Source organism: Pseudomonas extremaustralis (assembly GCF_900102035.1).
Lineage (GTDB): Bacteria > Pseudomonadota > Gammaproteobacteria > Pseudomonadales > Pseudomonadaceae > Aquipseudomonas > Aquipseudomonas extremaustralis.
Window position 1 is genome coordinate 1,571,445 of sequence record NZ_LT629689.1, and the last position, 16,269, is coordinate 1,587,713.

Below are 16,269 nucleotides of genomic sequence, written 5' to 3' on the forward strand. Positions count from 1 at the left end.
ACTCTGATGGCCACGTGCCGAGGTGCCCCATGTCGCAGACCCCGCGTTTACTCTTGATTGCCCCTCCCACCATGACCCGGACACCGGCGTTCGACCGTGCTGCCGCGTTGGCACGCGCGATGCAATTGCCGCTGCACATCGTCGCGTTCAATTACCTGCAAGCCCTGGCGATTGCCGGCCTGTTCGCGCCGGAACAGATCAACCGCGCACGGGAAGGCTATCTGGACACCCATCGGCACTGGCTCACCGAGCAGGCCGTCTCAATGAGCAAGCACGGGATCGAGGTCACCAGCGAGGTGGTGTGGGTGCATCACCCTTATGAGGAAATCCTGAATTTCGTCAATGAGATGCCGCTGGCCCTGATCGTCAAGGATGCCGAGGACGTACCGGCGTTGAAACGGGTGTTCTTTACGCCGCTGGATTGGCAACTGCTGCGCGACTGCCCGGTGCCGGTGCATCTGGTCACCGATGCGCGGCATCCGCTGCCACGCAAGGTGCTGGCGATCGTCGATGTGTTGCGCAGCGAGGAGCAGGACCAGGTGTTCAATGACCAGATCGTCGAGGCCGCCGCCAAGCTGGCCACCCAGTGCAATGCACAGCTTGAACTGCTGCATGTGTACGACTGGGCGGCGGTATACGCCAAAGACATGGGCTATGGCGCGGTGCCCCTGGCCGCCGGGCTCTATGAATCCCTCAACGAAGCGCAGCATGAGGCGTTCAGCGCGCTGGCCGAGCGCCAGGGCATCGCCCCCGAGCAACGGCACTTTATCGAAGGGGTGCCGTTGATGAATATCTGCAACTTCGCCCATGACCATCAGATCGACATCATCGTCATGGGCACCGTGCAGCATGGCGGCCTGAACAAGCTGCTGGGCACCACCGCCGAAAGCCTGCTGCACCATGCACCTTGCAGTATGTGGGCGATCAAACCGTCACGCGGCTGAACATTGACCACTGCCTGAAGAGGTGTGAAATGAGCCAATACCAAAATCTGCTGCTGATCGCCGACCGCACGCTGTATCACTCCCCGGCGCTGTTACGGGCGGTGGCGCTGGCCAAGGCGTGTGGCGCGACCCTGCATGTCAGAGCGTTTATCGAGCCCACACCGATCATTCATTTGTGGGAGGAGCACGTCGACGAGTCGGTCTTTCAGGACTACCTGCGGCGCTACCGCTATTGGTTGACGGAAGAGCTTCAACGGCATGGCGGGAATGGGCTGAAGGTCACGGTTGAACTGGTGTTCACCACCCATCCCATGCTGGACATCCTGCGCACCATCGCCGACCTGAACCCCGACCTGGTGATCAAGGACATCAAGGCCGAGCCCATGCTCAAGCGCGTGTTCATCACACCGCTCGACTGCCAACTGCTGCGCGAGTGCACGACGCCGTTGCATCTGGTGAGCCAGGCCCGTTACGGCTTGCCCCATCGCGTGGTGGCTGCTGTCGACCCGTTCGATCCCGACACGCAGATCAGCGGCCTCAACGACGCCATCATCCAGAACGCCCTGGCCCTGGCCCTGCAATGCGATGCGCCGTTGCACTTGCTGCATGCCTACGACCTGTCCCCGGCGTTCAACGGTGAGGCGCCGCTGGTCATGGGCGGCTGGAACCTGGACTTCGCTGAAGAGTTGCGCCAGTCGCTGCACCAGGCGTTCGTCACCCTGGCTGACCGTTATGGGGTACCGCCGGAGCGGCGGCACTTTGTCATGGGGCAGCCGGTGCCGGTGATTCAGGCGTTTGTCGACGAGTTCCAGGCCGATGTGGTGGTCATGGGCACGGCGCACCGGGTCGGGCTCGAACGGCTGATCGGCAGCAACACCGAACGTGCACTGTATTCGGTGCCGGGCAGTATTTTAGCGATCCGGCAACCACCGCCAGCCTCAACGGTTAAAGAGGCTTGACCGCGCATTTGTTGATAAAAATCAGGCCGGCAGGGAGCCAGCCTCCGATACTGAATACGCACTTTTCCATTGCTTACGGCCATGAGCCGAGGAGAACACCATGAACAAATACCTGTCCGTTTCACTGCTGGCGCTCGCGCTGGCCACGTCAGCAGGGTGCAGCCATCAAGCCGCCAAGGATTTCGATGCGCGCCTGAATGCCGCGGAAAACACCGCCGCCACCGCGCGCCTGCGCGCCGATGAAGCCTATCTCAAGGCCGACCAGGCGGCGGCGCTGGCCGCCCAGGCGCAGCGCACGGCTGACGAGGCCAACGAGCGGGCGATCCGCATGCTGACCAAAGCGACCAGAAAATAAACGGCGCTGTCTCTGGGCCGTGCTTGCGGCCGGTCACGGTGTCAGCACAATCGCACCGTTGAATTGACCGGCTCGCAAGTGCGCCAGCGCCGCGTTGGCATCGCTCAGGGCAAAGCGGGTGATATCGCAGTGCACCGGGGTGTGCTGCAAGGTATCGAAAAACGCCGTTCCGTCTTGGCGGGTCAGGTTGGCCACTGAACGCACACTGCGTTCGCCCCACAGCAAGCGATAGGGGAAGCTCGGGATGTCACTCATGTGTATGCCGGCACAAATCACACAACCCCCCTTGACGGTAGCCTCCAGCGCCAACGGTACCAGCGCGCCGACAGGCGCGAAGATCAGGCTCGCATCCAGCAGGTGCGGTGGCGGCTGGTCCGAGGCGCCGGCCCACACTGCGCCGAGTGAGCGGGCATACGCCTGGCCTTCGCGGTCGTCCGGTCGGGTGAAGGCGTACACCTGTTGACCCCGGCCCAGCGCTACCTGAATCGCCAGATGCGCCGCCGCGCCGAAGCCGTAAAGCCCCAGGTGGCGGGCCTGGGGCGCCATTTGCAGGGCGCGGAAGCCGATCAGGCCGGCACACAGCAACGGCGCGGCCTGCATGTCCGAGAGCCCGTCGGGAATCGGCAGGCAAAAGCGTGCGTCCGCCACGGTGTATTCGGCGTAGCCGCCGTCCAGCTGACAGCCGGTGAATTGTGCCTGGTCGCAGAGGTTTTCCCGACCCGAGGTGCAGAACTGACACTCGCCGCAGGTCCAGCCGAGCCATGGCACCCCCACGCGGCGACCGATCCAGCGCGGCTCGACAGCGGCGCCCACGGCCGTCACTTCACCGACGATCTCATGGCCGGGCACCCGTGGCAGCCGCGCTTGCGGCAACTCACCGTCCACCAGATGCAGGTCAGTGCGGCACACGCCACAGGCCAGCACCTTGATCAGCAATTGCTGGGCGCCGGGTGTCGGGATGGGCCGCTCCTCAAGTTGCAGCGGCTGCCCGGCGGTGTGCAGAACCATGGCACGCATGAAGACTCTCCAGATGATCGACGTAAATGCTAGACAGGACGATCACACCCGGCGACCAGGCGCTTGAGCCCGTCCAGGTCGTAGATCGTGACGTTGCGCCCGTCGATGTGCGCCAGGCCCTTGTCACGCAGGTGGGCAATGCCACGACAGATGGTTTCCAGGCGCAAGCCCAGGTAGGAACCGATTTCCTCGCGACGCATTTTCAGCACAAAGTGCCTGGCCGAATAGCCACGGCTTGCGAAGCGCTGCGACAGGTTCAGCAGGAACGCCACCAAGCGCTCATCCGAATTCATGTTGCCCATCAGCATCAGCAAGGTGTGGTCGCGCACGATTTCACGGCTCAGCAAGCGGTTGAAATTGTGCTGCAGCGACGGCAGGTTGCGGGCGAGGTTCTCCAGGTGGGCGAAGTGGATGGGGCACACCTCACTGTCCTCCAGCGCAATCGCCGTACAGGCATGCGCGTCGGCACTGATGGCATCCAGGCCGAGCATGTCCCCAGAGATTTGAAAACCGGTGACCTGTTCACGCCCATCGACCGACACCAGGCAGGTCTTGAAGGACCCGGTCCTCACCGCGTAGAGCGAGCGCAACGGATCTGCGGTGCGGTACAACGCCGCGCCTTTTTTGACCTTGAGCCGTTGTGTAATCAGTTTGTCGACATGCACCACCTCGTGATCGTCGAGGCCGAGGGTGAGACACATTGCCGACACGCTGCAGGTAGAACAACTCGCCTTCAGGGGGCGAGTTTCGGGCAAGTGCTGCAGTGCCGCTGAGTGATCGATCAGATACCGATGATGGGCCGTCATGTATACGCTCCATTCAGGCTTGCGCCCGAGTAATGAACGAGCGGGAAACTACGTCGCCTACACCTCTCCTGGACATCCCCGATTCCTGTTTCTATTGAGCTTGAGCGCTCGCGAGAAGACTTGACGTATATCAAGTCTCCGGTAGTTCAGTCTCCCAGAATCGACGAATGACATTCCACGGGTCTGGCCTTGACGGAGGGGTTTATGGGTGATTTTTTGACGACGGAAGAACTCGAAGGGCTGGATGCGTATTGGCGGGCGTCCAACTACCTGGCTGTCGGGCAGATTTACCTCAAACGCAACCCGTTGCTGGAGACGCCGCTGAGCCTGGCGGACATCAAGCCACGCCTGCTGGGGCATTGGGGCACCACGCCGGGGCTCAACCTGATCTATACGCACCTCAATCGATTGATCAACCAGTACGACCTGAACATGCTTTTCGTCGCCGGGCCCGGTCATGGCGGACCGGCGGTGGTGGCGCAGACCTATCTGGAGGGCACCTACACCGAGTGCTACCCGTCGGTGGAACGCAACAGCAACGGGCTGCTGCGGCTGTTCCGGCAGTTTTCCTGGCCGTATGGGATTTCCAGCCACGTCTCGGCGCAGATCCCGGGGTCGATCCATGAGGGCGGCGAACTGGGCTACTGCCTGGCCCATGCGTATGGCGCGGCCTTCGATAACCCGGACCTGATCGTCGCCTGCGTGATCGGCGACGGCGAAGCCGAAACCGGTCCGCTGGCCGCCAGCTGGCACTCGAACAAATTCCTCAACCCGGCCCGTGACGGCGCGGTACTGCCGATCCTGCACCTCAACGGGTACAAAATCGCCAACCCCACGGTGTTGTCCAGAATCAGCGAGGATGAGCTGTCGGCCCTGCTGTATGGGTATGGCTACGATGCGTATTTCGTCGAGGGCGACGAGCCGGAGCAGGTCCATCAAGCCCTGGCCCGGACCCTGCACACCATGGTCCTGAAAATTCGCGAGATTCAACACGCCGCGCGCCAGCCCTCGCGCAACGAGGCGCCCCAGCGCCAGCTGTGGCCGGTGCTGGTACTGCGCACGCCCAAAGGCTGGACCGGGCCGAAGTTCGTCGATGGCTGTCGGGTCGAAGGTACGTGGCGCGCCCATCAGGTGCCCTTGGCCAATTTCCAGGCGCCGGGGCATGTGCAGCAACTGGAAGAGTGGCTCAAGAGCTATCGTCCCCAGGAGCTGTTCGATGCCGATGGCGCCTTGCTGCCCGACATCGCCGCCCTGGCCCCCACCGGCCACCGACGCATGAGCGCCAACCCCCACGCCAACGGCGGGCTGTTACTGCGCGCCCTGGACCTGCCGCGCTACGCCGACTACGCCGTCGACCTGCCGACACCCGGCAGCCGGCGCGCCGAGGCGACCCGGGTCCTGGGGGCTTTCTTGCGCGACGTGATGAAAAACGCCCGCGGCACCGCCAACTTCCGCCTGTTCGGCCCCGACGAAACCGCCTCCAACCGACTGGACGCCGTCTACGAGGTCACCGCCAAGGCCTGGATGGACCCGCTGGAAGCCGACGACCTGAACCTGGCGATGGACGGTCGGGTCATGGAGGTTCTCAGCGAGCACATGTGCGAGGGCTGGCTTGAAGGCTATCTGCTTACCGGTCGCCACGGCCTGCTGTCGTGTTACGAGGCGTTCATCCATATCGTCGATTCGATGGTCAACCAGCATGCCAAGTGGTTGAAAACCGCTGCCGGCATTCCCTGGCGCAAGCCGGTGGCGTCACTCAACCTGTTGCTGACCTCCCATGTCTGGCGCCAGGACCACAACGGTTTCTCGCACCAGGACCCTGGGTTCATCGACCTGGTGGCGAACAAGACCGCCGATGTCGCGCGCATCTACCTGCCGCCGGATGCCAATTGCCTGCTGTCGGTGGCCGACCATTGCCTGCGCAGCCGCAATTACGTGAATGTCATCGTGGTGGGCAAACAACCGGAGTGGCAATGGCTGGACAGGGACGCGGCCATACGCCATTGCATGGCCGGGATCGGTCGTTGGGACTGGGCGTGCCACGACGATCAGGAACCGGACGTGGTGATGGCCTGCGCCGGCGACGTGCCGACCCTGGAAACCCTCGCCGCCGTGACTTTGCTGCGTGAGTACGTGCCGGATCTGCGGGTGCGGGTGATCAATGTGGTGGACCTGATGGTGCTGCAATCGTCTTCCCAGCATCCCCATGGCCTTGCGGATGCCACGTTCGATGAACTGTTCACCACCGACAAACCGGTGATCTTCGCCTTCCACGGCTACCCGGCGCTGGTGCATCGGCTGCTGTACAAACGCACCAACCATGACAACTTCCATGTGCGTGGCTTCAGGGAGGAGGGTGCTACGACCACCCCGTTCGACATGGCGGTGATCAACCACCTGGATCGCTACCAATTGGCATTGGATGTCGTCGAGCGTGTACCGCGCCTGCAGGACCAGCGCCACGCCGCGCAAGCGCGGTACTGGTCAATGATGGAGAAACACAAGCTGTACCTGATCGAACACGGCGAAGACTTGCCCGAAGTGCTCAACTGGCAATGGACGCCTGCGCCCTAGGGGCGACAGGCGCTCACGCTAGGCGGGCGGGTGCTGTGGCTTGAGGGGCAGCAACGGCGCGAACTCTTCGGGGGTCAGGCTTTCTTTTTCCATCAAGAGGCGAGCGCCGGCCTCCAGGTCGGCGCGAAGCGAATCGAGCAGGGTCTTGGCCCGCCCATAGGCCTCATCGAGCAGGGCGCGGATACACAGGTCGATTTCCCTGGCCGTCTGCTCCGAATAATCTTTGTTGCCGCTGTTCTGCATCTGCTCACCCAGGTAGGTGGTGTTTTGCCGCTCCAGCACCGCTTGCCCCAATTCGGCGCTCATGCCGAAGCGGGTGATCAGTTGCCGCGCGATGTCCGTGGCGCGGGCCAGGTCATCGGCGGCGCCGGTGGAGGTCTGCCCATACATCAGGAATTCGGCGGCGCGCCCGGCCATCAACACGACGATGCGGTCCTTGAGCATCTGGTGGCTGATCAGAAAGTGGTCTTCGGTCGGCCGCTGCAAGGTGTAGCCCAGGGCGCCAATGGCGCGCGGCACGATTGACACCTTGTGCACCGGGTCCATGGCCGGCAGATGGCTCGCGGCCAGGGCATGGCCCATCTCGTGGTACGCCACCACCTGGCGCTCCTCGGGGCGCAGTATGCTGCTCTTGCGCTCGACGCCCGCCACCAGGCGTTCCACGGCGGCGGTGAAATCGTCCAGGTCGACCGTATCGGCGCCACGGCGGGTGGCGACAATCGCCGCTTCGTTGACCAGGTTCGCCAGGTCGGCGCCGGTAAAGCCGGTGGTGATGTCGGCAATCCGCTCGCTGTCCAGCGTCGGCGACACGGTGATTTTCTGTAGGTGGACCTTGAGGATCGCCTGCCGGCCCTTGCGATCCGGGCGATCGATCAGCACCTGGCGGTCGATCCGACCGGCGCGCAGCAAGGCCGGATCGAGAATTTCCGGGCGGTTGGTCGCCGCCAGCAGCACCACGCCTTCGCGCGGATCGAAACCGTCCAGTTCCGCCAGCAGTTGGTTGAGGGTCTGTTCCTTTTCGTCGTTGCCACCCAATACGCCGACGCCGCGCATTTTGCCGAGGGCGTCCAGCTCATCGATGAAAATGATGCACGGCGCGGCCTGGCGCGCCTGCTCGAACAGATCGTGCACCCGCGCCGCGCCAACTCCGACAAACATCTCGACGAACTCTGAACCCGAGATCGAAAAAAACGGCACGCCGGCTTCACCCGCGATGGCTTTGGCCACCAGGGTCTTACCGGTGCCCGGCGGGCCGACCAGCAGCGTGCCTTTGGGAATGTGCGCGCCCAGCCGCGCGTACTTGGCCTTGTCCTTGAGGAACGAGACGATTTCCACCAGTTCGGCCTTGGCTTCGTCGATCCCCGCGACATCCGCGAAGGTGATGCCGGTATCGCGCTGGACGAACACCTTCGCCCGCGACTTGCCGATATTCATCAGCCCGCCCAGGCCTTGTTTTTCCGCCATGCCACGAAACAGGAAATGCCAGACCACCATGATCAGCATGAACGGCAGCAACCAGCCCAGCAGGCCACTCAAAAAGGTATTGTCATTCACCCCGCTGAAGCTGGTCCCCGACTGCGCGAGGTTCGCGGCCAGCGCCGGATCGACCCGTACCGTGGTGAAGAGGCTGTGGCCGTCGATGGGTGTTTGCAGTTTGCCGCTGATCTGATCTTTTTCGACCGTCAGGTCGCTGACCTTCTGCTCGTTGAGCAGTTGCAGAAACTGACTGTACGGAATGCTTTGCACCACGCTGTGTTGCGCCCAGAAAAACTGCACCAGGGAGAACACGACAAAGGCCACAAGAAAGTAAGACAGGTTCCATTGATGGTTTTTTTTCATAACGTCGACTCGGACAGTTCCATGGCGCGCACGCAAATTCGTTGAATGCCCCGCGCCCCCCGCAACCCCTGCGGAGCATTCGTTGCCTCAGGCAAGCAGCAAGTGATCTTCAACCTTCATGACACCGGGCACCGACCAGGCCGCCCGCTCGACGACGTTGCGTTCGCGCCACAGGTGAACCTTGCCGTCGAGCCTGACCACATTACCGTCGACCCGCACGTGAACATCCTTGGCGTCCACTTCGGCACTGCGTTTGAGCGCATCCTCGATACGCTTGCGGATATCGACGATGTCCACCCGAGGGCTGAGGGTCAGGCGGTTGTCCACGCCGATCACGCCGGACAGCTTGCGCACTGCACGCTCGACGGCTTCTTTCTGGTACTGCCAGTCCACTTCGCCCTCAAGGGTGACCCAGCCTTTCTGCACGATGACCTTGACCGCGTTGTCGGGGACGTCGGCGCTCCAATCGATGATGTGCAGGGCGCGGCTGGCGATGGTGTCGTCCGCCGTTCCGGCGCCTTTTTGCAGGCGTACCTGAATTTCCTCGGCCACCGCGCGCACGCCTTTGACGCTTTTTACCGCGCGCTCGGCGCTGATTTTCTGATCGTAGCTGTCGACGTGTCCGGTGAGCGTGACAACGCCGTTTTCCACGGCCACACCGATGTTGGCCGCGTTGATATGAGGTTGGAATTCAAGCTCTTCCAGAATGGCGTCACGCAAACTCAAATTGCTCATGATGGTGTCCTCTGTAGAAACATTACGGATGACGGGCCATGAATGGCCGGTCAGTGGTTTCTACGCCCGCACCGCGAAAAATCATTGAGCTACATCAACAAGGGCCGAGTGAATCCGAGGTTGATTCATTCCTGCGAGAAAGCCTGTCTTATGTTGATAAAGATCAGAGCGCGTCTCCAGTGGCGTCGGGTACTGTAACGGTTATGTATCAGTCGCCATGCGGGGAGGCATAGTGCTCGATAAACAGTTGGGCAGCAGTCAGGCGTTAATGCTAGCCCAGGCCGAGGTATGTGATGCTCCAACTCAAACGAATCTTATTGATTGCGCCGTCCGAAATGACCCGTACCCCGGCCTTTGGCCGGGCTCAGTCGCTGGCCCTTGCAACGGGAGCGTTGCTGCATATCGTCGCGTTCGATGAAGTTACGCCTCTGGAGCAGGCAGGCCTGTTCGACCAAGACGCGTTGGCTCAGGCCCGCGCGGGTTACTTGCAGATCCACCGCCACTGGCTTGAGCAGCAAGCGCGTTTTCAACGGCGCGCGGGGCTGCAGGTCACCTGCGAAGTGGTGTGGGCCAAACAGAGCCCGGCACAGGTGCTGGCTTATGTGAACGATTTCCAGCCCGACCTGGTGGTCAAGGACGTGCAGCATATTTCGCTGCTTGATCGCACCTTCCATCGCCCGTTGGATTGGCTGCTGTTGCGCGACTGTCCGGCCTGCCTGCACCTGGTGACCGACGCTCGGCATCCCAAGCCATTGAAGGTACTGGCGGCCATCGATCTGTCCCATCTCGAAGAACTGACCTATGGGCTCAATGAGCAAATCCTCGAACTGGCGTCGACCCTGGCGCGGACCTGCGACGCACAACTGCACCTGCTGAACGTGAGCAACTGGTCGGTGATGGGGGATACCGTGATGAGTGTGCCGACCCAGAGCCTGGACAGCAGCCTGGGCGAAGCGGTCAACGACGCTCAGGTGGAGGCCTTCGACGCGCTCGCCGAACGCTATGACGTCGAGAAAAACCACCAGCATGTGCTGACCGGCGTTCCACACAAGGTGATCAGACAGTTTGCCGGGCGCAATGGCTTTGACATGGTGGTGCTGGGTACCGCCCATCGCCACGGGCTCGACCGGATGATCGGCAGCACCGCCGAGAGCGTACTCAATCACACCTCGTGCAGCTTGATGATCGTCAAGCCGTTACCCAGGCCTTTGATTGAAGCCGGCCAACAGGCCGTTCGTTGACAAAAATCAACAGCCACGCCGTCCAAAGCCTGCATGTATGGCATTCCCCCCTGAAGGTTCAAGGAAGCTGCCATGCGTATGACATTCCTGGGCGCCGCAGGCACGGTCACCGGCAGTAAATACCTGCTGGAGCATCGAGACCTGCATGTCCTGATCGATTGCGGCCTGTTCCAGGGCTATAAGCAACTGCGTCTGCACAACTGGGACCCGTTCCAACTGCCGGTTCAAGACCTGCACGCCATCGTGCTCACCCATGCCCATCTGGACCACTGCGGCTATCTGCCGGTCCTGGTGCGTAACGGCTATCGCGGGCCCGTGTACGCCACGCAGGCAACGTGTGAGCTGGCCAAGATATTGCTGCGCGACAGCGCTCGTTTGCAGGAAGAAGAAGCCGAATTCGCCAACCGGCACGGGTTCTCCAAACATGCTCCGGCACTGCCGCTCTATACCGAACAGGACGCCGAGCGGGCATTGACGCTGCTGCGGCCGCTGGAGCTGCAGCACCGGGTCATGATTGCACCGGGGTTGAGCGTCCTGATGCGCGGGGCCGGGCATATTCTCGGGGCAGCCACCCTTGAGATCGTCGGCGATGGCGTCACGCTGGTGTGTTCCGGAGACCTGGGCCGGCCGAACGATCCCTTGATGTACGCCCCGCAGACCATCGAGCACGCCGATTACCTGCTGGTGGAATCCACCTACGGTGATCGTCGGCACCCCGTGGAACCTCCCGAGGTGCAATTGGCGGAGGTCATCAACCGTACCGCGCTGCGCCATGGCATCACCCTGGTGCCATCGTTCGCGGTCGGGCGCGCGCAACTGCTGATGTATCACTTGTATCGACTCAAACAGCAGCACGCGATCCCGGACCTGCCGATCTACCTCAATAGCCCGATGGCAACCGATGTGACCCGCCTGTACCAGCGCTTTCGCTCCGAACACCGGTTGTCGCTGGAAGACTGCCAGGGCATGTGCGACGGCACGCATTTTGTGCGTTCCGTGCAAGAGTCCATCGCCCTGGACCTGCTGCGCACGCCAGCGATCATCATTGCGGCCAGTGGCATGGCCACCGGAGGACGCGTGCTGCACCACCTCAAGGCGCTGGCACCCAACCCGCTCAATACGTTGTTGGTGCCAGGTTTCCAGGCGGGCGGCACGCGCGGTGCGCACATCGTCGCCGGCGCGCCGTCGGTGCGCATCCATGGCCAGGACGTGCCGATCCGCGCAGAAGTAGTGCCAATGGAAACCCTGTCGGCCCATGCCGATGCCGACGAAATCATGCAATGGTTGCGCGGCTTCAAGCGTGCGCCGAAACACACTTACGTGGTACACGGCGAGCCCAATGCCTCGGACGTGCTGCGGCAACGCATCAGCCAGGAACTGGGCTGGTCGGTGTCGGTGCCGGAGTATCGAGACTGCGTTGAACTGCCGCCTGTGGACGCCAGCGCGCCGGGATTGGCTCAAGCCGATCAAGACGTTTTGCAATGAGGACGTGACCCCATGAATACGCTTGAAGCAGGCTGGCGCCAGAACGCCTTGTTGACCGTGCGCGAAATGGCGCAGGCCGACCGGTTGTCGGTGCTGGCCGGTGTGTCATCGTTCGAGTTGATGGGCAACGCCGGCGCGGCGGTGGCCCGGGAGATCGAGCGCCGCTGGACGCCCCGGCCGTTGGTGGTGCTGTGCGGGCCGGGCAACAACGGCGGCGATGGGTTCGTCACCGCCCATCGGTTGGCCGAGGCGGGCTGGCCGGTGAGGGTGGCCATGTGGGGCGATCCCAACGCCCTCAAAGGTGAAGCGGGGCGCCACGCGCAGCGTTGGCAGGGCAAGGTTCAAGCCCTGAGCCCCGCGGTGCTGGATGGGGCGCAATTGATCGTCGATGCGCTGTTCGGCGCCGGTCTCAGCCGTGCGCTGGAGGGGGCGGTGCTCGACACCCTGGCCGCCGCCGGGCGCGGCCAGGCGCCGATTATCGCGATCGACACCCCCAGCGGCGTAATGGGCGATACCGGCGAAGCCCTGGGGGCCGTGGCGGCGGTAGTGACGGTGACATTTTTCCGCAAGAAACCGGGGCATTTGCTGTCCCCAGGGCGGGGGCTGTGCGGCGAGGTCATCGTGGCCGACATCGGCACCCCCGACACGGTGTTCGACACCATCGAACCCTTGGCCTTCGAGAATCATCCTGCGTTGTGGCGGGCCGATTTGCCGCGCGCCGAGGCGCAGGAGCGTGCATTGCAGGGCCCTGGCGTGCTGATCGTTCACGAGGCGCCAGTGGCGTATACGGGCGACACGCTGAGCCGCACGCGAGCCGCTGCCCGCGACCGCTCGACAGTGATGGTGGTTCAAGGCCGCGATACGCTCATTGCCGCGCCCGATGGCCGAGCGATCCTCCACCCTCCAGGGCCGTCGACCACCGACGCCGATGATGTGTTGAATGCGATTATCCAGCGCTTGCTGGCCCAGGGCATGCCGGCGTTTTCGGCGGCGGCGGCGGGTGTGTGGTTGCACGACGCCGCCGTTGCCGAGTCTGGCCCAGGGTTGCAACCAAAGGATGTGCCGCGACTGCTGCCGCGGCTGTATGCCTGATTTGCACGGTGGATCGGCGTGGGTTTGATTTTTATCAAGTGCCGGCCGCCGGAAAAAGGCAGTTTAGCCACGAGAGGCTTCAGGTCAGTGTCTTGTACTCGGCGAAGGCCGCCGGGTTTTTCGGTTTTAACGTGACAGGTATGCATGCTCGATCAAACGACCTGATGAAAGATCCAAAAAGAAGATGAAGCCACTGCGCAAGTACCTTGCATCCCGAGAAGGTTACACACGAAGGTATTCAATTAATGGCTTCTCCTTTTGGCGTTTCAGGTTCCGAGCTGCAATACAGAAAGTTCAACTTTTCCGGTTTTGAGCTGGCGGGCGATTTGCGCTTGCCACAGGGGACCGACTGCCTGGTCATTCTGGTTCACGGCAGTGGCGGTGGTCATTCGAACCCGCGCAATCACTATATCGCCGAGTACTTGGCGCGCCATGGCATGGGCACCCTGGTGGTGGACCTGCTGACCCGCACGGAGCAGCGCTGGGACAACCTGACCGGCGTGTTGCGTTTCGATATTCCCTTGCTCGCCGATCGACTGAGCCAGGTCATCGACGCCACCGCCCGCGACACGCAGTTACGCAAGCTTGGCGTGGGCCTGTTCGGCGCCAGTACCGGCGCTGCCGCCGTGCTGGTTGCCGCGGCCCGCTCGCCCAGTGTGCAGGCGGTCGTCAGTCGAGGAGGGCGCACCGACCTGGCGGCCGAGGCGTTGCCCCTGGTCAGCGCGCCGACCTTGCAAGTGGTGGGCGGCGAGGACCCGATGATCCTGCGCCTGAATGTGCAGACCTGTCAGACCCTGCACTGCGAACAGCGCCTGGAAGTGATCGAGGGCGCGACGCATCTGTTCAAAGAACCCGGCGCCCTTGCAGACGTTGCACGGCTTACGGGGAACTGGTTCGAGCAGTACTTGCACAAGGAACACACATGCACTTCCTAGCCTTGGCAGTGGACTTCGACGGCACCATTGCCGAACACGGCAATGTTCCGGGCGAGGTCTGTGAAGCGCTGCTCACCCTGAAAAACAGCGGGCGCAAGTTGCTGCTGATCACCGGCCGCGAGTTGCAGGCGCTCAAGCACCAGTTTTCGCGGTTGGACCTGTTTGATCTGGTCGTCGCGGAAAACGGCGCGCTGTTGTACGACCCGGCCACGGACACCGAGGAACTCATCGCCGACCCCGCGTCGACCGAGCTGGTGGGGCGCCTGCGCGACAAGGGCGTGTCGCCGTTATCGGTCGGCAGGTCTGTCGTCGCCACTTGGCACCCATTCGAGGACGCGGTGATCAGCAGCATCCGCGAGCTGGGCCTGGAGCTGCATATCACCTTCAACAAAGACGCGATCATGGTCTTGCCGCCCTCGGTGAACAAGGCCTCGGGCCTGAGTGCCGCGTTGTTGAAGCTGGGGATCTGCGAGTTGAACGTGGTCGGCGTGGGCGATGCCGAAAACGATCACGCGTTCCTGGCCAGTTGTGGCTGCTCGGCTGCGGTAAGCAATGCCATCGCGTCGATCAAGGCCCGCGCGGACATCTGTCTCACCCAGGACCACGGCCGTGGTGTCTGCGAACTGATCGACCTGCTGCTGCAAAAGGACGCCGCGCTGGTGCCCGTCGAGCGCATCGGCCTGCAACTGGGCCAGACCGACGACGCCCGGCCGATATGGCTGCCGGCCGAATCGGTGCTGCTGGTGCTTGGCAACTCCGGTTCCGGCAAATCCAACTACGTGACCTGGCTGACCGAACGCATGATCCACGCCCGCCAGGGCTTCTGCGTCATCGACCCCGAAGGCGATTATCTGTCCCTGGCGGGGGCGGTCACGGTCGGCGGCCTGACAGTGCCGCCGACCACGGAAGATTCCCTGCATCATTTGTTGCAAGCGCGGCTTAACGTGGTGGTGAGTACCCTGGCCCTGGACCCGGCGCAACGGGTGCAACTGTTCGGCGAACTACTGCCGTTCATTCAACGCCTGCGCGGCACCAGCGGGCGACCGGCCTGGCTGATCGTCGATGAGGCCCACTACATGCTGCCGCACTGCTCGGTGTGGCCGCAGGGCTTTCTCGCCGACATGGGGGCCGTCATCGTCGCCCTGGATTTCGACCAGGTCTGCCCGGCGTTGCTGGAGGGCGTCGACGTACTGGTGACACTGGGCAGCACGGCCAGGGAGCTGGTCCACCGGTTTGCCACGCGCACACAACGAAAGGTGCCGATCTTCCCGGCCAGCTCCCCAGGGCTGGACCAGGTGTGTGTCTGGGACCTGCACGACGCTGAACGGGTGGTCCTGCTGGAACAACAACAGCCCGATCAGACCCATCATCGCCATAGCGGCAAATATGCCGTGGGGGATGTGGGCGCCTGGCACGCGTTCTACTTTCCCGCGCTGGGCCAAAGTGCCTCGAACCTGAGCGAATTCTTGTCCGCCCTGGCCCGCCTGGACGACCGTGGGTTTCGCGAACATTGCGCCGCCAGGGATTTTTCCAACTGGTTCCGCGAGGTGATTCGCGACGACGTGCTGGCCAACAAGACCCGGCTGATCGAATCAGACGAATCGGTGTCGCGCCAGGTGGCATTGGCGCACATCACCGATCTGGTGCAAGCGCGCTACCACCTGGACGACCTGTGATACACCGCGTGCCTTCGTTCAGAGTTCCAGTTCATGCACCAGGCGGTCGAAATCGCGCCCCAGGTACACCGAGGTGAAGCCCTGTTGCTTGTACAGCCCATGGATCGGGTAATCGGTCGACAGGTTGGTCGAGCACAGGGTACGCAAGCCCTCGCGCCGGGCCGCATCGATCAGATGCCCCAGCAATAAACGGCCCAGGCCCTTGCGCTGCCACGCTTCGGCGACGGCCACCGCGCACTCGCCGCGTTTTTCTTCGACGCGCTTGTAGCGGCTGATGCCGATGACCTGCAATTGGCCCTCGCTGTGGATCAGCGCCAGGTAGCCTCGGCTGAGATCCTCGGAGACGCTCAGCAGCGAATCGATGATGCCCTCGTCGACATGACTGACCGCGCCCAAAAAGCGGAACCGCAACGACAGCGGCGATAAATGCTGGAAAAACGCCAGCAGGCGCAGGCGGTCTTGCGCCGACAGCGGGCGAATCAGCACATGGGTGCCGTCGTTCAGTGTGTCCAGCCAATGCTCCGAAGGCGCGGTTTTATCCATCTCGGCGATCAGGGCGGCGGTGTGGGGATTCGCGAACATGGGTCTCTCCAGCGCAGGGCAGATGTTCA

14 protein-coding genes are annotated in these 16,269 nt (G+C 62.8%); 9 read left to right on the forward strand and 5 right to left on the reverse strand.

Annotated elements, in window-relative coordinates:
* Nucleotides 1-29: 29 nt before the first annotated feature.
* From BLR63_RS07520 to BLR63_RS07530, 3 genes are all read left to right on the forward strand, one after another.
* Complete coding sequence (locus tag BLR63_RS07520) at nt 30-944, forward strand: universal stress protein (protein WP_010562937.1); 915 nt, start codon at nt 30-32, stop codon at nt 942-944.
* Between the two features lie 29 nt (nt 945-973).
* Nucleotides 974-1,903 carry a universal stress protein gene (locus BLR63_RS07525; protein ID WP_010562936.1) on the forward strand — a complete coding sequence of 310 codons (930 nt, stop codon included), beginning with the start codon at nt 974-976 and terminating at the stop codon, nt 1,901-1,903.
* Between the two features lie 100 nt (nt 1,904-2,003).
* On the forward strand, nt 2,004-2,258 hold the full coding sequence (locus BLR63_RS07530; RefSeq protein WP_010562935.1) for an Lpp/OprI family alanine-zipper lipoprotein: 255 nt from the start codon (nt 2,004-2,006) through the stop codon (nt 2,256-2,258).
* A gap of 33 nt (nt 2,259-2,291) precedes the next feature.
* Here the strand turns inward: BLR63_RS07530 and BLR63_RS07535 are convergent, their stop codons facing one another.
* Together BLR63_RS07535 and fnr are read right to left on the reverse strand one after the other, a co-directional pair.
* A complete protein-coding gene (locus BLR63_RS07535) occupies nt 2,292-3,275 on the reverse strand; it encodes a zinc-dependent alcohol dehydrogenase family protein (protein WP_010562934.1) in 984 nt (327 codons plus the stop codon).
* Between the two features lie 29 nt (nt 3,276-3,304).
* The gene (fnr, locus tag BLR63_RS07540; RefSeq protein WP_042946442.1) at nt 3,305-4,030 is read right to left on the reverse strand and encodes a fumarate/nitrate reduction transcriptional regulator Fnr; all 726 of its coding nucleotides are present in this window, start codon (nt 4,028-4,030) and stop codon (nt 3,305-3,307) included.
* A 255-nt stretch (nt 4,031-4,285) separates the two neighbouring features.
* Here fnr and BLR63_RS07545 point away from each other — a divergent pair, with 255 nt between their 5' ends.
* On the forward strand, nt 4,286-6,655 hold the full coding sequence (locus BLR63_RS07545) for a phosphoketolase family protein (protein WP_010562932.1): 2,370 nt from the start codon (nt 4,286-4,288) through the stop codon (nt 6,653-6,655).
* A gap of 18 nt (nt 6,656-6,673) precedes the next feature.
* On the opposite strand, the gene ftsH is transcribed toward BLR63_RS07545, so the two are convergent.
* Entirely contained in the window at nt 6,674-8,494 is a 1,821-nt protein-coding gene (ftsH, locus tag BLR63_RS07550; protein WP_078833350.1) for an ATP-dependent zinc metalloprotease FtsH, read from the reverse strand.
* A gap of 87 nt (nt 8,495-8,581) precedes the next feature.
* The gene (locus tag BLR63_RS07555; RefSeq protein WP_010562930.1) at nt 8,582-9,229 is read right to left on the reverse strand and encodes a BON domain-containing protein; all 648 of its coding nucleotides are present in this window, start codon (nt 9,227-9,229) and stop codon (nt 8,582-8,584) included.
* A gap of 293 nt (nt 9,230-9,522) precedes the next feature.
* On the opposite strand from BLR63_RS07555, the gene BLR63_RS07560 reads away from it, so the two are divergent.
* The 5 genes from BLR63_RS07560 to BLR63_RS07580 all read left to right on the forward strand — a co-directional run bounded on the left by BLR63_RS07560 (nt 9,523) and on the right by BLR63_RS07580 (nt 15,658).
* A complete protein-coding gene (locus BLR63_RS07560; protein ID WP_010562929.1) occupies nt 9,523-10,470 on the forward strand; it encodes a universal stress protein in 948 nt (315 codons plus the stop codon).
* Nucleotides 10,471-10,542: 72 nt separating this feature from the next.
* Nucleotides 10,543-11,955 (forward strand): MBL fold metallo-hydrolase RNA specificity domain-containing protein, encoded by a 1,413-nt coding sequence (locus tag BLR63_RS07565; protein WP_010562928.1) that lies wholly within the window; start codon nt 10,543-10,545, stop codon nt 11,953-11,955.
* A 12-nt stretch (nt 11,956-11,967) separates the two neighbouring features.
* The gene (locus BLR63_RS07570; protein WP_010562927.1) at nt 11,968-13,047 is read left to right on the forward strand and encodes an NAD(P)H-hydrate epimerase; all 1,080 of its coding nucleotides are present in this window, start codon (nt 11,968-11,970) and stop codon (nt 13,045-13,047) included.
* Nucleotides 13,048-13,292: 245 nt separating this feature from the next.
* Nucleotides 13,293-13,982: a dienelactone hydrolase family protein gene (locus BLR63_RS07575; RefSeq protein ID WP_010562926.1), complete on the forward strand. Its 690-nt coding sequence runs from the start codon at nt 13,293-13,295 to the stop codon at nt 13,980-13,982.
* Nucleotides 13,970-15,658, forward strand: a complete 1,689-nt coding sequence (locus tag BLR63_RS07580) for an HAD family hydrolase (RefSeq protein WP_010562925.1) — start codon at nt 13,970-13,972, stop codon at nt 15,656-15,658. The genes BLR63_RS07575 and BLR63_RS07580 overlap by 13 nt, the downstream gene beginning before the upstream one ends.
* A gap of 18 nt (nt 15,659-15,676) precedes the next feature.
* Here BLR63_RS07580 and BLR63_RS07585 read toward each other — a convergent pair whose 3' ends face one another.
* Nucleotides 15,677-16,240, reverse strand: coding sequence for a GNAT family N-acetyltransferase (locus BLR63_RS07585; RefSeq protein WP_010562924.1), 564 nt, complete (start codon nt 16,238-16,240; stop codon nt 15,677-15,679).
* Nucleotides 16,241-16,269: the final 29 nt, after the last annotated feature.